The organism is Paracoccus sp. MKU1 (assembly GCF_001447385.1).
Taxonomy (GTDB): domain Bacteria; phylum Pseudomonadota; class Alphaproteobacteria; order Rhodobacterales; family Rhodobacteraceae; genus Paracoccus.
The window spans coordinates 216,486-229,016 of the sequence record NZ_LLWQ01000193.1 but is presented as its reverse complement, the minus strand read 5'-3'; the positions used below and the strand labels follow the sequence as shown (position 1 = coordinate 229,016).

The window sequence follows — 12,531 nt, the reverse complement described above, 5'->3', positions numbered from 1 at the left end:
GGCCTGCTCTGGGGCTTGTGGCGGCGGCAGGGCGGCGTATGGATGGAGGGTGAAAGCCATCCGGTTGATTCCATGCGCCCCGCCCTGCTCCTGCCCGCCCTTCTGCTTGCCGGCCTCACGGTGCCGGCTCCCGCCGTCCGGGCGCAGGACCGGGGGCAAGAGCCGCCGGTGGTGATGATGTGCCAGATCATCGACGAAAGCGGCACCGGCTGGGTGCCCGAATTCATCATGATGACGCGCCAGACCGCCGGCCCGCGCCAGGGCCGGATCGAGGTTTTCGACCCGATCCTGCAACGGCTTGTCGGCCAGCCGATCGAGGCGCGCATGACCGCCGACGACCGCACGAGCCGCAGCTATGGCTGGGCGCTGGCCGGGGTGCGCAATGCCTCGGGGCAGCGGACCGAGCGGCTGGACTATCGGCTGACGGTGCAAAAATCCGATGGCAGCGCCCGGGTGACGGCGACGGCGCTTGGCTATGACAATGTGATGACCGGAACCGGGGTCTGCGGCTCTCCCGGCGGCGGATAGGGCAGGAACCCGCGCCGCATTGAAGGCGTTTAGCGGCCGACAGGGCTTTTCCCCGACTGGCTCCTGTGCCAGAACACAATCCGAAACCGTTGGAAAGGAAATCGAAAATGGCCTTTACGCTTCCCGATCTTCCCTATGCTCACGACGCGCTGGCCGCTGGCGGCATGTCCAAGGAGACGCTGGAATACCACCACGACAAGCACCACAAGGCCTATGTCGACAAGCTGAACGAGCTGGTGGCCGGCACCGAATGGGAAGGCAAGAGCCTTGAGGACATCGTCAAGGGCACCTACCAGTCGGGCGCCGTGGCGCAGAACGGCATCTTCAACAACGCCAGCCAGCACTGGAACCACGCCCAGTTCTGGGAAATGATGGGCCCGAACCCCGGCGCCATCCCGGGCGAGCTGGAAAAGGCCCTGACCGAAGCCTTCGGTTCGGTGGACGAGTTCAAGAAGAAATTCGCCGAGGCCGGCGTTGGCCAGTTCGGCTCGGGCTGGGCCTGGCTGGTCAAGGACAAGGACGGCAGCCTGAAGGTCACCAAGACCGAGAACGGCGTGAACCCGCTCTGCTTCGGCCAGACCGCGCTCTTGGGCTGCGACGTGTGGGAGCACAGCTATTACATCGACTTCCGCAACGCGCGGCCGAAATATCTGGAAAACTTCCTGAACAACCTGGTGAACTGGGAAAACGTGGCCTCGCGCCTCTGATTTCCCTGCCGCTTTCGCATCAAGGCCCGCCCCGACCGGCGGGCCTTTTCCATGGCATGCGCGCGCCCCGTGGCGGAATGGGGGTGCGGTCGGCCGCATCCGGCGCTAGGCTTGCCCGACCGCAAGGATGAAGAGATGAAACCGCTGCTGCCCGCCCTTTGCCTGGGCCTGATTCCCCTTGCCGCGCCGGCGCAGGATGCGGCGCTGGCCGTCCATGACGGCTATGCCCGCGCCGCAAATCCACGCTCCGGCGCCGCCTTCATGGTGATCGAGAATCGCGGGGCCGAGGCCTGCACGCTTTCCGCCGTCGCCTCGGATGCGGCCGAGCGGGTCGAATTGCACACGCATCGCGACGAGGGGGGCGTGATGCGGATGGTCAAGGCCGATCCGATCCTGATCCCCGCCGGGGCCCGGCATGAACTGGCGCGCGGCGGCGATCATGTGATGCTGATGGGGTTGAAGCGCCCGCTCAAGGATGGCGACGAACTGGCGCTGACGCTGGATTTCGGCCCCTGCGGCAAGGTCGAGGCCAGCCTGCCGGTGGACAGCAAGCGCATTCCCGGCCACGCCGCAGGGCATTAGCGCCGGGCTTCGGCCTTTTCGATCAGCGCCTCGACCTTGGGGCCCAACGATTGCACGATCAGCCCGACGCCCTCGGCCGAGGCATGCAGCCCGTCGGGTTGCAGCATGGTCTTGTAGCCCTCGCCCGGCAGGTCGAAAAGCGGCTGGTACAGGTTCTCCATCAGCAGCGCATCATGCTGCGCGGCCATGCGCGGCCAGACCTCGGCCCAGTCGCGGCGCAGCGGGTCGTCGTGATCGGGCGAGGCGATGCCGACCAGCAACAGCGGCCGGCCAGCCTTGCCGGCCTGGCCGAGGATCGAGTCCAGGTTGTCCTCGACCATGGCCGGGGAAAAGCCCATCAGCAGGTCGTTGCCGCCCAGCTCGACGATCACCGCATCGGGCTTGTGGCGGGCCAGCGAATAGCCAATCCGCACCCGCCCGCCCGCCGTGGTGTCGCCCGACAGCCCGCCGTTCAGCACCAGCACGTCATGGCCGCGCGCCCGCAGCCAGTTCTGCAATTGCGGCACCAGCCCGTCCTTGCGCGGCAGGCCGTAGCCTTCGGTCAGGCTGTCGCCGAAGGCGAGGATGCGCAGCGGCGTCGCTGCCGCCATCGGTGCGGCCGCAAGGGCCAGGATCAGGACAAGGGTTCTCAGCATCATGCGGCACGCCTCAATCGCAACGCGTTACTGACCACGAAGACCGAGGAGAGTGCCATCGCCCCGGCCCCCAGCATGGGTGACAATTGCGGCCCGCCGAAGGGCGCCAGCACCCCCATGGCCACGGGAATCAGGGCGACATTGTAACCGAAGGCCCAGAACAGATTCTGCCGGATATTGCGCATGACGCTGCGTGACAGGCGGATGGCGCGGGCGACACCCATCGGATCGCCGCCGACCAGCACCACCTCGGCCGATTCGATGGCCACGTCCGTGCCGGTGCCGATGGCGATGCCGGTCTCGGCCGCCGCCAGCGCCGGGGCGTCGTTGATGCCGTCGCCGACAAAGACCGTGCCCGGCCCCATCTCGCGGATGGCGGCCAGCTTGCCCTCGGGCAGCACGCCCGCCGTCACCGTGTCGATGCCCAGCTTGCGTCCCACCGCCTCGGCCGTGGCCTGCACGTCGCCCGAGATCATGGCGGTTTGCAGGCCAAGCGCGTGCAGCTGGGCGATGGTCTCGGCCGCCTCGGGGCGGATCGGATCGGCCAGCGCCATGGCGGCGGCGTGCCGGCCGTCCACCGCCAGATGCACCGGGGTCGCGCCATTCGCCGCCCAGCCCTCGGCCGCGGCGATCAGGGCGGGGGCGGGGGGGATGCCCGCCTCGGTCAGCGCGGCGGCGTTGCCGATCAGCAGCGCGCGCCCCTCGACCCGCGCCGAAAGTCCGCGCCCCGCCGTGGCCTGAACCGCCTCGGCCGGGGGCAGGTCCAGCCCCTTGTCGCGGGCGGCACCGACGATGGCGGCGGCCAGCGGGTGTTCCGAGCGCGCCTCGGCCGCGCCGGCTAGGCGCAGGGCGTCAAGCGGCGCGATGTCCTCGGCCTCGATGGCGGTCAGGGCGGGGGCTCCTTGCGTCAGCGTGCCGGTCTTGTCGAAGCCGACGATCCGCGCCTCGGCCAGCCTTTGCAGCGCGTCGCCGCGCCGGAACAGCACGCCCAGCTCGGCCCCGCGCCCGGTGCCGACCATGATCGAGACCGGCACCGCCAGCCCCATGGCACAGGGGCAGGCGATGATGAGGACCGAAATCGCCGCGACCAGCGCCTGTCCCAGCGAGCCGGCAAAGATCATCCACAGCACGAAGCTCAGCAGCGCCAGCCCGATCACCACCGGCACGAAGACCGCGGTGATGCGGTCCACCAGCGCCTGCACCGGCAGCTTGGTGGCCTGCGCGTCCTCGACCATGCGGATGATGCGGGCCAGCACCGTGTCACCGCCGGTCGCGGTCACGCGATAGGCCAGCGCCGCATTGCCGTTCACCGTGCCGCCGGTGACCGGATCGCCGGGGTTCTTGGCGACCGGCACCGGCTCGCCCGTCAGCATGGATTCGTCCACGGCGCCGCTGCCCTCCGTCAGCACGCCGTCCACGGCCACCCGCTCGCCGGGGCGCAGGTGCACGATGTCGCCGGGGCGCAGCTCGGCCACCGCGACCTCCACGACCCGGCCGTTGCGCGCGACATGGGCGGTGTCGGGGGCAAGCTCGATCAGCCGGCGGATGGCGTCGCCGGCCCGGCCCTTGGCGCGGGCCTCCAGCCAGCGGCCCAGCAGGATCAGGGTGACGATGACGGCGGCGGCCTCGAAATAGACATGCACCGAATCCGCCGGCAGCACGCCCGGCGCAAAGGTCGCCACGGTCGAGTAAAGCCAAGCCGCCGAGGCGCCAAGCGCGACAAGGCTGTTCATCTCGGGCGCGCGGCGCAAGAGCGCGGGAAAGCCGATGCGGAAGAACATCCGCCCCGGCCCGGCCAGGACGGCGGTGGTCAGCAGGAACTCCAGCACCCAGAGCGTGCGCTGGCCAAGCGCCATGTGCAGCCAGTGATGGAAGGCCGGGAAGGCGTGGCCGCCCATCTCGGCCACGAAGACCGGCAGGGTCAGGGCGAGGGCGACCAGGAAATTGCGCTTCAGCGCGGCCGCGTCGCCGCCATGGTCGTGCATGTGGTGGCCGGCCTCGGCCTGCACCTGCGCCGGATAGCCCTTGGCGGTCACGGTATCGGCCAGCGCCTGCGGCGCGACGGCGGGCGAATGCTGGATGGTGGCGCTGCCGGTGGCCAGGTTGACCTGCGCCGAACTCACGCCCGGCAGCGCGGCCAGGGCCTTTTCGACGCGGCCCATGCAGGAGGCGCAGCTCATGCCCTCGATGCTCAGGCGGGTCTCAAGCGGGGCGGCGGGGTAGCCGGCATGTGCCAGCGCCTCGACGGCGCGGGGCAGGGCCTCGGGGGTTTCGATGTGGAAATGCGCCCTGCCGGTGGCCAGGTTGACCTGCGGGTTCGCGATGCCCGGCACGGCGGCCAGGGCCTTTTCGACGCGCCCCACGCAAGAGGCGCAGCTCATGCCGGTGACGGTCAGCTCGGCATCGATCTGGTGATGTTTCATCGGTTTGTCCTGTCAGAATGGCGGGAAGGGCGCGATTCAGACAGGATGCGGCGGGGCCTGCGGATGCTGGGGCAGGTGGTGCAGGACCTGGTGGCGGGGCGGTCCCTCGCCGGCATCGGGCCGCCAGCGCAGCGCATGGCCGTTTCCGGCCAGCATGGGGCGGGCCAGATGCGGACGGGCCGCGACATGGCAGCGACAGCCGCGCCCACCCCGGCCCCGGCACAGATGCGGGGCGCGCGCGGATGCGCGGCGCGGCGGGCGGAAAGCGGGGGCACAGGTCGCGCAGGTCATGGCGGGCGGTCCTTTCCCGATGCAAGCTAGGCACGTTTCCTCCGCGTTTCAACCGCGTCACGGCGCTTTGAGTTGATCCCGGGCGTCCAAGCGGTTAGGCGCATGATCAAGAAACGCAAGGATTCAGGACGGACAGATGAACCGCAGACAGATGCTGATGGCCGCCTTGCCGCTGGTGGCCGCGCCCTCGCTGGCTTTGGCACAGGCCCAGCCCGCGGCGCTGACCACCCAGGCCGAGCCCCGGCGCGATCCCTATGCCCCGACCGAGGTCTCGATCCGCAACGATTTCGAGGTCGGCAGCATCGTCGTGGTCTCGAAGGACTTCTTCCTTTACCATGTCGTGGCGCCGGGCCGGGCGGTCCGCTATGGCGTCGCCGTCGGCAAGGACGAGCTGGTCTGGAAGGGCCGCGCCACCGTCGGGCGCAAGACCGAATGGCCCAGCTGGACCCCCACGCCGGCGATGATCAAGCGCAATCCCGGGCAATATGCCCGCTGGGCGGACGGCATGCCGGGCGGCCCGACCAACCCGCTGGGCGCGCGGGCGCTGTATCTTTACGACGCCAAGGGCAACGATACCTCGATCCGCATCCACGGCACCACCGAGCCGAACTCGATCGGCCGCGCGGTTTCGAACGGCTGCATCCGCATGCGCAACGAGGCGGTGATGGATCTGTTCGAGCAGGTGCCGATCGGGACGCCGGTCTACGTCTATTAAGTGGATATCCGCCTGACATCGCTTTCGGATCCGGCGCTTGCCGGGTTCGACACCGTCATCGACACGCGCTCGCCCGCGGAATATGCCGAGGACCATTTGCCGGGCGCGATCAACCTGCCGGTGCTTTCCGACGAGGAGCGTGCGCAGGTCGGCACGATCTACAAGCAGGTTTCTCCGTTCGACGCCCGCAAGCTGGGCGGCGCCATGGTCGCCGCCAATGCCGCGCGCCATATCGCCGGGCCGCTGTCCGGCTTCGGCGGCGGCTGGCGGCCGCTGGTCTATTGCTGGCGCGGCGGCCAGCGCTCGGGCGCCTTCGCCACCATCCTGTCGCAAATCGGCTGGCGCGTCGGGCGCCTCGAGGGCGGCTACAAGGCCTGGCGGGCGCTGGTGGTCGAGCGCGTCGCCGCCGCCGTCGCCGCGCCGGTGTTGGTGCTGGACGGCAATACCGGCAGCGCCAAGACCAAGATCCTGCACCGTCTTGCCGCGCGCGGCCACCAGGTCATCGACCTGGAGGGGCTGGCGAACCATCGCGGCAGCCTGTTCGGGGCCTTGCCGGGCGGCCAGCCCAGCCAGAAGCGATTCGAAAGCCGGCTCGCCATGGCGCTGGAGGCACTGGACCCCGCCCGGCCGCTGCTGGTCGAGGCGGAAAGCTCGCGCATCGGCGAGTTGAACCTGCCGCGCGGCATCTGGCAGGCGATCATTGCCGCGCCGCGCATCCGTCTCGCGGTGCCGGTCGCGGCCCGCGCCGCCTATACCGCCCATGCCTATGCCGAGGCCTGCGCCGATCCCGAAGCCGTGGCGCGGATCGTGAACCTGCTGCGTCCGGCGCACCCGGCCGAGCGGATCGCGGATTGGCTGCGCATGGTCGATGCCGCCGACTGGAACGGGTTGGCCGAGGGGCTGATGCGCGACCATTACGATCCGCGCTATGAAAAGCACCGGGCGCGCCACGACGACGGATGCGGCCCGGTGGTGGCGCTGGAGAGCCTCGACGATCTGGATGCCGCAGCGGCGCAGGTCGAGGCGGCGCTGGCGGGCCTGCGCATGCCGGGTTGGCGCCGGTAGCGCGGCCGGCGGCCTCCGGCGGGGGTATTTGGACAACAGAGAAGCTGGGGGTCAGGCGGCCTGGCCGAGGAAGCGGCGCAGGATGCGTTCCAGCTTGGCCGCGCCCAGCGGTGCCATGGCCTTGGTATGTTCGTGGCTGATCGCTTCGTCCGAGAGGCCGGCGCCCATATTGGTGATGACCGAGACGGCGGCGCAGCGAAGGCCCAGGAAGCGCGCCAGGATCACCTCGGGCACGGTGGACATGCCGACCGCATCGGCGCCGAGGATGCGGGCGGCGCGGATTTCGGCCGGGGTCTCGAAGGAAGGACCCGAGAACCAGCAATAGACCCCCTCGGGCAGTGCGATCCCCTCGGCTTCGGCGGCGGCTTTCAGTCCGGCGCGGAGGGTGGGGTCATGCGCATCGCTCATCGGCACGAAGCGCGCCTCGCTGGCTTCGCCGATCAGCGGGTTGGTGCCGGCGAAGGCGATGTGGTCCGACAGCAGCATCAGCGATCCCGGCGGCATCGCGGCGCGCAGGCTGCCCGCCGCATTGGTCAGGATCAGCTGCCGGGTGCCGAGGGCCTTCAGCACCTCAAGCGGCAGTCGCATGACATCGGCGCGGCCGGATTCGTAGTAGTGCGCCCGCCCGCCCAGGACCGCGACCCGGCGCCCCTCCAGCTGTCCGATCACCAGCTGCGGCACATGGCCCGACACCCCGGCATGAGGAAAGCCCGGCAGGTCGGAATAGAGGATCGCCACGCCCTCGACCGCCGCCGCCAGATGCCCGAGCCCCGAGCCGAGGATCAGCCCGTATTCCGGCGGCTCTTCCCCGGCGCGGTCGCGGATCAGGCGGGAAAGCTCAGCGCTCCTTGACATAGGGCTCTCCTCCCGCGCGCGGCGGTATGGCGCGGCCGACGAAGCCGGCCAGGATGATGACGGTCAGGATATAGGGCAGGGCGTTCATGAACATCGAGGGCACGGTGACCACCCCCAGGTCGAGATTCGGAAAGCGGTTCGCCACCGCCTCCATCAGCCCGAACAGGAAGGTGGCGAACAGCGCGCTCCACGGCCGCCACTTGGCGAAGATCAGCGCCGCCAGTGCGATGAAGCCGCGCCCGGCGGTCATCTCCTTGACGAAGCCGGCCGAGATGCCGGTCGCGAGATAAGCTCCGGCGATGCCGCACAGCACCCCGCAGATCATCACCGCGGCATAGCGCAGCCGGGTGACCGAGACGCCGGCGGTATCGACCGAGGCCGGGTTCTCGCCCACCGCGCGCAGCCGCAATCCGAAGCGGGTGCGATAGAGCACCCACCAGGTCAGCGGCACCATGGCGAAGGCGATATAGACCAGGATGGTGTGGCCCGAGATCAGCTCGGCATAGACCGGACCGATCACCGGCACCGGGCGCAGGGTGTCGGCAAAGGGCAGGGTGATCTCGCCGAACCGCGCCGCGCCCGAGAGCGACGGCGTGCGGCCGCCCAGCCCGAAGATCTTCTGCCCCAGAAGCACCGTCAGCCCCGAGGCGAGAAAGTTGATCGCCACGCCCGAGATCAGCTGGTTGCCCCGGAAGCTGATCGAGGCCAGCCCGTGCAGCCCGGCCATGGCCGCCGCGCCCGCGATGCCTGCCAGAAGCCCCAGCCAGGCGCTGCCGGTGGCATAGGCGACGGAGGCCGAGGTGAAGGCCGCCATCAGCATCTTGCCCTCGAGCCCGATGTCGAAGACGCCCGCACGTTCCGAATAAAGCCCGGCCAGGCAGGCCAGCAGCAGCGGCGTCATCAGCCGCACCGCCGAATCGAGGATCTGGATCACGGTCGCGAAATCCATCACGCCCCCTTCCGGCGCAGTGCCATGAACAGCCGCTCCAGCGGCATGCGCACCATGTTGTCCAGCGCCCCGGTGAACAGGATCACCAGCGCCTGGATGACCACGATCAACTCGCGCGGGATCGAGGTCCACAGCGCCAGCTCGCCCCCGCCCTGATAGAGGAAGCCGAAGAGCAGCGCCGCCAGGAACACGCCGAACGGGTGGTTGCGGCCCATCAGCGCCACGGCGATGCCGATGAAGCCGGCGCCCTCGACCGCGTTGAGCATCAGCCGCTCGGCCTCGCCCATGACGTTGTTGATCGCCATCAGCCCGGCCAGCGCGCCCGAAACCAGCATGGCCAGGACGGTGATCCGCACCGGCGAGATGCCGGCGTAAAGCGCGGCGGGCTCGGACTTGCCGAAGGCGCGGATCTCATAGCCCAGCCGCGTGCGCCAGATCAGCAGCCAGACCAGCGCACAGGCGGCGATGGCGATGAAGAAGGTGACGTTGGCGGGGGTGTTCCGGCCCCATTCGACGCCCAGCCCCAGCGCCATGTCCGAAAGCTTGGGCAGATGCACCGCCGCCGGGAACCGGGCCGAGGCCGGGTCCATGCTGCCTACCGGCCGCAGCAGGTTGACCAGAACGTAATTCAGCAGCGCCGCGGCAATGAAGTTGAACATAATGGTGGTGATGACGATATGGCTGCCGCGCCGGGCTTGCAGCCAGGCCGGGATCAGCGCCCAAAGCGCCCCGAACAGCGCCGCCCCCACGGCCGCCGCCGGCAGCGCCAGGGCCCAATGCGGCCAGGGCAGGGCCAGCACCACCAGCGCGACGCCAAGGCCCCCCAGGGCGGCCTGCCCCTCGCCGCCGATGTTGAACAGGCCGGCGTGATAGGCGACCATCACCGCCAGGCCGGTAAAGATGAAATTCGTGGTGTAGTACAGGGTGAAGCCCCAGCCATAGCTGGATCCCAGCGCCCCCTCGACCATGACTTTCAGCGCCTCGACCGGGCTTTCGCCGATGGCCAGGATCACCAGCGCCGAGATCCCGAAGGCCAGCGCCAGCGAGATCAGCGGCGTCAGGATCACATCCGCCCATTTCGGCATTCGCTCCATCAGCCCGACTCCCCCGGCTTTCTCCGTTTCCCAAATACTCCCGCCGGAGGCATGCGACGCCTCATCCCGCGCCCCCGCCGGCATCCGTCCCGGGCGCCGCCGGCGGCGGGATTGCCGCCTCGGGCGGGGTCACGGCGGGATCGACCCCGGCCATCAGGCAGCCCAGATCGCCGGTCGTCGCCTCCTCGGGCAGCCGCTCGCCCATGATGCGGCCATCGAACATCACCGCGATGCGATCCGACAGCGCCATGATCTCGTCCAGCTCGACCGAGACCAGCAGCACGGCCTTGCCCGCATCGCGCAGCGCGACGATGCGCTTGTGGATGAACTCGATGGCGCCGATATCCACCCCGCGCGTCGGCTGGCCGATCAGCAGCAGGTCGGGATTGCGCTCGACCTCGCGCGCCACCACGATCTTCTGCTGGTTGCCGCCCGAGAAGTTCCTGGCCGCCAGGTCCGGGTTCGGCGGCCGAATGTCGAAACGCTGGATCTTGTCCATGGCATCGGCGCGGATCCTGGCATTGTCCATCAGCACGCCGTGCTGGAATTCCGGCGCGTGGTGATAGCCGAAGGCCGTGTTCTCCCAGGCGGTGAAATCCATGATCAGCCCCTCGGCCTGCCGATCCTCGGGGACATGGCCGATGCCGGCGCGGCGGCGGGCGCGGCCATCGGCCCCGGGGCCGTTCAGCGGCAGGGTCTCGTTGTTGAGCCGGAGCTCGCCCTGAAGCTTCGCCCCGGCCTCGGGAAAGCCGCCCAGAACCTCCAGCAGCTGCGTCTGGCCGTTGCCGGCCACCCCGGCGATGCCCAGGATCTCGCCGGCGCGGATGGTCAAGTCGATGCCGCGCAGCCGCTCGACGCCCTCGGCATCGACCATGCGCAACCCCCGCACCTCCAGCACCGGCGCCCCGGGCCGGGCGGGCGGCTTTTCCACCCGCAACAGCACCTTGCGGCCCACCATCAGCTCGGCCAGCTGCGCCGGGCCGGTCTCGGCGGTTCTGACCGAGGCCACCATCTCGCCCCGCCGCATGACCGAGACGTTGTCGGTGATCTCCATGATCTCGCGCAGCTTGTGGGTGATCAGGATGATGGTCTTGCCCTCGTCGCGCAGCCCGCGCAGGATGCGGAACAGGTGATCGGCCTCGGCGGGGGTCAGCACGCCGGTAGGCTCGTCCAGGATCAGGATCTCGGCCTGGCGATACAGCGCCTTCAGAATCTCGACCCGCTGCTGGTGGCCGACCGACAGTTCCTCGACCAGCGCGTCGGGATCGACCTGCAACCCGTATTCGCTGGCCAGCCGCTTCAACGCGCCGCGCGCGCGGGACAGCGAAGGGCGCAAGAGCCCGCCATCCTCGGCGCCCAGGATCACGTTTTCCAGCACGGTGAAGTTCTGCACCAGCTTGAAATGCTGGAACACCATGCCGATGCCGGCGCGGATCGCGGCCTGGCTGTCGGCGATGGCGATGGGCTTGCCGCCGATCAGGATCTCGCCTGCATCGGGGCGATAGAAGCCGTAGAGGATCGACATCAGCGTCGATTTGCCGGCGCCGTTCTCGCCGATGATGCCGTGGATCGTGCCGCGCGGCACGACCAAGTCGATGTCCTTGTTGGCCTGCACCGGCCCGAAAGCCTTGGAGATCCCGCGCAATTCGATCGCCGGGACCTCGTGCGGCGCGCCGGCCGCCGGCATTACTGCACCGGGCAGGTGTTGTCGGTCATGTAGTCATGCACCTTGATCTCGCCCGCTTCGATGGCCTTGGCGGCGGCGTCGATGGCGGCGGCGATCTCATCCGAGATCAGCGGCTGGTTGTTGTCGTCCATGGCCAGCGACACCCCGCCCGAGGCCAGGTCCATGACCCGGACGCCCGGCTCGACCTCGGTCCCGGCCTTGAAGGCCTCGTAGACGGAAACATCCACGCCCTTGACCATCGAGGTCAGCACCTTGCCCGGATGCAGGTGGTTCTGGTTGCTGTCCACGCCGATCGACAGCACGCCGGCATCCGCCGCCGCCTGCAAGACGCCGATGCCGGTGCCGCCCGCCGCGGCATAGACCACATCCGCCCCCTGCGAGACCTGCGCCTTGAGCAGCTCGCCCCCCTTCACCGGGTCGTTCCAGGCGGCCGGGGTGGTGCCGGTATAGTTGATGATGAGCTTGCCGTCGGGGTTGGTGGCCTTGAAGCCCTGGGCATAGCCGCATTCGAACTTGTGGATCAGCGGGATGTCCATGCCGCCGATGAAGCCCACCGTGCCGGATTTCGACGCCATGGCCGCCGCGACGCCGGCCAGATACGAGCCCTGCTCCTCGGTGAAGACGATGGATTGCACGTTCGGCTGTTCGACCACCATGTCGATGATGACGAATTTCGTGTCGGGATAATCCGGCGCGATCTTGTTCAGCACCTCGCCAAAGGCAAAGCCGGTCATCACGATGGGATTGGCCCCCGATTGCGCCAGCCGGCGCAGGGCCTGCTCGCGCTGCGCCTCGGATTGCATCTCCAGTTCCTTGTAGGTGCCCCCGGTCTCGGCCTTCCAGCGTTCGGCGCCGTTATAGGCGGCCTCGTTGAAGGATTTGTCGAACTTGCCGCCCAGGTCGAAGATCAGCGCCGGATCGGCCAGGGCCGCGACGGGCAGCAGGGTCAGGCAGGCGCCGGCGAGCAGGGATTTCATCAGGGACATGTCGGACCTCAAGA

13 protein-coding genes are annotated in these 12,531 nt (G+C 69.2%); 5 read left to right on the top strand and 8 right to left on the bottom strand.

The window, feature by feature from the left end; all coding sequences use genetic code 11:
* Positions 1-72 precede the first annotated feature (72 nt).
* The 3 genes from AQY21_RS17265 to AQY21_RS17255 all read left to right on the top strand — a co-directional run bounded on the left by AQY21_RS17265 (position 73) and on the right by AQY21_RS17255 (position 1,817).
* Positions 73-528, top strand: coding sequence for a hypothetical protein (locus AQY21_RS17265; protein ID WP_058098960.1), 456 nt, complete (start codon positions 73-75; stop codon positions 526-528).
* A gap of 107 nt (positions 529-635) precedes the next feature.
* Positions 636-1,235 (top strand): superoxide dismutase, encoded by a 600-nt coding sequence (locus tag AQY21_RS17260; protein ID WP_011746863.1) that lies wholly within the window; start codon positions 636-638, stop codon positions 1,233-1,235.
* Positions 1,236-1,370: 135 nt separating this feature from the next.
* Entirely contained in the window at positions 1,371-1,817 is a 447-nt protein-coding gene (locus AQY21_RS17255; RefSeq protein ID WP_058098843.1) for a copper chaperone PCu(A)C, read from the top strand.
* On the opposite strand, the gene AQY21_RS17250 is transcribed toward AQY21_RS17255, so the two are convergent.
* From AQY21_RS17250 to AQY21_RS17240, 3 genes are read right to left on the bottom strand one after another with little or no spacing between them, the layout of a single operon-like run.
* The gene (locus AQY21_RS17250) at positions 1,814-2,455 is read right to left on the bottom strand and encodes an arylesterase (protein WP_058098842.1); all 642 of its coding nucleotides are present in this window, start codon (positions 2,453-2,455) and stop codon (positions 1,814-1,816) included. The two genes, AQY21_RS17255 and AQY21_RS17250, sit on opposite strands and share 4 nt — an antisense overlap.
* A complete protein-coding gene (locus AQY21_RS17245; RefSeq protein WP_058098841.1) occupies positions 2,452-4,875 on the bottom strand; it encodes a heavy metal translocating P-type ATPase in 2,424 nt (807 codons plus the stop codon). The genes AQY21_RS17250 and AQY21_RS17245 overlap by 4 nt, the downstream gene beginning before the upstream one ends.
* A gap of 36 nt (positions 4,876-4,911) precedes the next feature.
* Positions 4,912-5,166, bottom strand: a complete 255-nt coding sequence (locus AQY21_RS17240) for a hypothetical protein (protein WP_058098840.1) — start codon at positions 5,164-5,166, stop codon at positions 4,912-4,914.
* 136 nt (positions 5,167-5,302) lie between these two features.
* On the opposite strand from AQY21_RS17240, the gene AQY21_RS17235 reads away from it, so the two are divergent.
* Positions 5,303-5,881, top strand: coding sequence for a L,D-transpeptidase (locus tag AQY21_RS17235; RefSeq protein WP_058098839.1), 579 nt, complete (start codon positions 5,303-5,305; stop codon positions 5,879-5,881).
* A complete protein-coding gene (gene mnmH, locus AQY21_RS17230; RefSeq protein WP_058098838.1) occupies positions 5,882-6,946 on the top strand; it encodes a tRNA 2-selenouridine(34) synthase MnmH in 1,065 nt (354 codons plus the stop codon). It begins immediately after the preceding gene.
* Positions 6,947-6,997: 51 nt separating this feature from the next.
* On the opposite strand, the gene AQY21_RS17225 is transcribed toward mnmH, so the two are convergent.
* From AQY21_RS17225 to AQY21_RS17205, 5 genes are all read right to left on the bottom strand, one after another.
* Entirely contained in the window at positions 6,998-7,801 is an 804-nt protein-coding gene (locus AQY21_RS17225) for a purine-nucleoside phosphorylase (protein WP_058098837.1), read from the bottom strand.
* The gene (locus AQY21_RS17220; RefSeq protein WP_058098836.1) at positions 7,785-8,750 is read right to left on the bottom strand and encodes an ABC transporter permease; all 966 of its coding nucleotides are present in this window, start codon (positions 8,748-8,750) and stop codon (positions 7,785-7,787) included. The genes AQY21_RS17225 and AQY21_RS17220 overlap by 17 nt, the downstream gene beginning before the upstream one ends.
* A complete protein-coding gene (locus AQY21_RS17215) occupies positions 8,750-9,844 on the bottom strand; it encodes an ABC transporter permease (protein ID WP_058098835.1) in 1,095 nt (364 codons plus the stop codon). Before AQY21_RS17215 ends, AQY21_RS17220 begins: the two co-directional genes overlap by 1 nt.
* 61 nt (positions 9,845-9,905) lie before the next feature.
* On the bottom strand, positions 9,906-11,531 hold the full coding sequence (locus AQY21_RS17210) for an ABC transporter ATP-binding protein (RefSeq protein ID WP_058098834.1): 1,626 nt from the start codon (positions 11,529-11,531) through the stop codon (positions 9,906-9,908).
* Entirely contained in the window at positions 11,531-12,517 is a 987-nt protein-coding gene (locus AQY21_RS17205; RefSeq protein ID WP_058098833.1) for a BMP family protein, read from the bottom strand. Before AQY21_RS17205 ends, AQY21_RS17210 begins: the two co-directional genes overlap by 1 nt.
* Positions 12,518-12,531 lie beyond the last annotated feature (14 nt).

Bases quoted from the DNA above. Each gene is read 5' to 3' on its own strand.
- AQY21_RS17250 (WP_058098842.1), bottom strand. From the start codon at position 2,455: ATGATGCTGAGAACCCTTGTCCTGATCCTGGCCCTTGCGGCCGCACCG.
- AQY21_RS17265 (WP_058098960.1), top strand. From the start codon at position 73: ATGCGCCCCGCCCTGCTCCTGCCCGCCCTTCTGCTTGCCGGCCTCACG.
- AQY21_RS17225 (WP_058098837.1), bottom strand. From the start codon at position 7,801: ATGTCAAGGAGCGCTGAGCTTTCCCGCCTGATCCGCGACCGCGCCGGG.
- AQY21_RS17215 (WP_058098835.1), bottom strand. From the start codon at position 9,844: ATGGAGCGAATGCCGAAATGGGCGGATGTGATCCTGACGCCGCTGATC.
- AQY21_RS17210 (WP_058098834.1), bottom strand. From the start codon at position 11,531: ATGCCGGCGGCCGGCGCGCCGCACGAGGTCCCGGCGATCGAATTGCGC.
- AQY21_RS17260 (WP_011746863.1), top strand. From the start codon at position 636: ATGGCCTTTACGCTTCCCGATCTTCCCTATGCTCACGACGCGCTGGCC.
- AQY21_RS17220 (WP_058098836.1), bottom strand. From the start codon at position 8,750: ATGGATTTCGCGACCGTGATCCAGATCCTCGATTCGGCGGTGCGGCTG.
- AQY21_RS17235 (WP_058098839.1), top strand. From the start codon at position 5,303: ATGAACCGCAGACAGATGCTGATGGCCGCCTTGCCGCTGGTGGCCGCG.
- AQY21_RS17255 (WP_058098843.1), top strand. From the start codon at position 1,371: ATGAAACCGCTGCTGCCCGCCCTTTGCCTGGGCCTGATTCCCCTTGCC.
- AQY21_RS17240 (WP_058098840.1), bottom strand. From the start codon at position 5,166: ATGACCTGCGCGACCTGTGCCCCCGCTTTCCGCCCGCCGCGCCGCGCA.
- AQY21_RS17245 (WP_058098841.1), bottom strand. From the start codon at position 4,875: ATGAAACATCACCAGATCGATGCCGAGCTGACCGTCACCGGCATGAGC.
- AQY21_RS17205 (WP_058098833.1), bottom strand. From the start codon at position 12,517: ATGTCCCTGATGAAATCCCTGCTCGCCGGCGCCTGCCTGACCCTGCTG.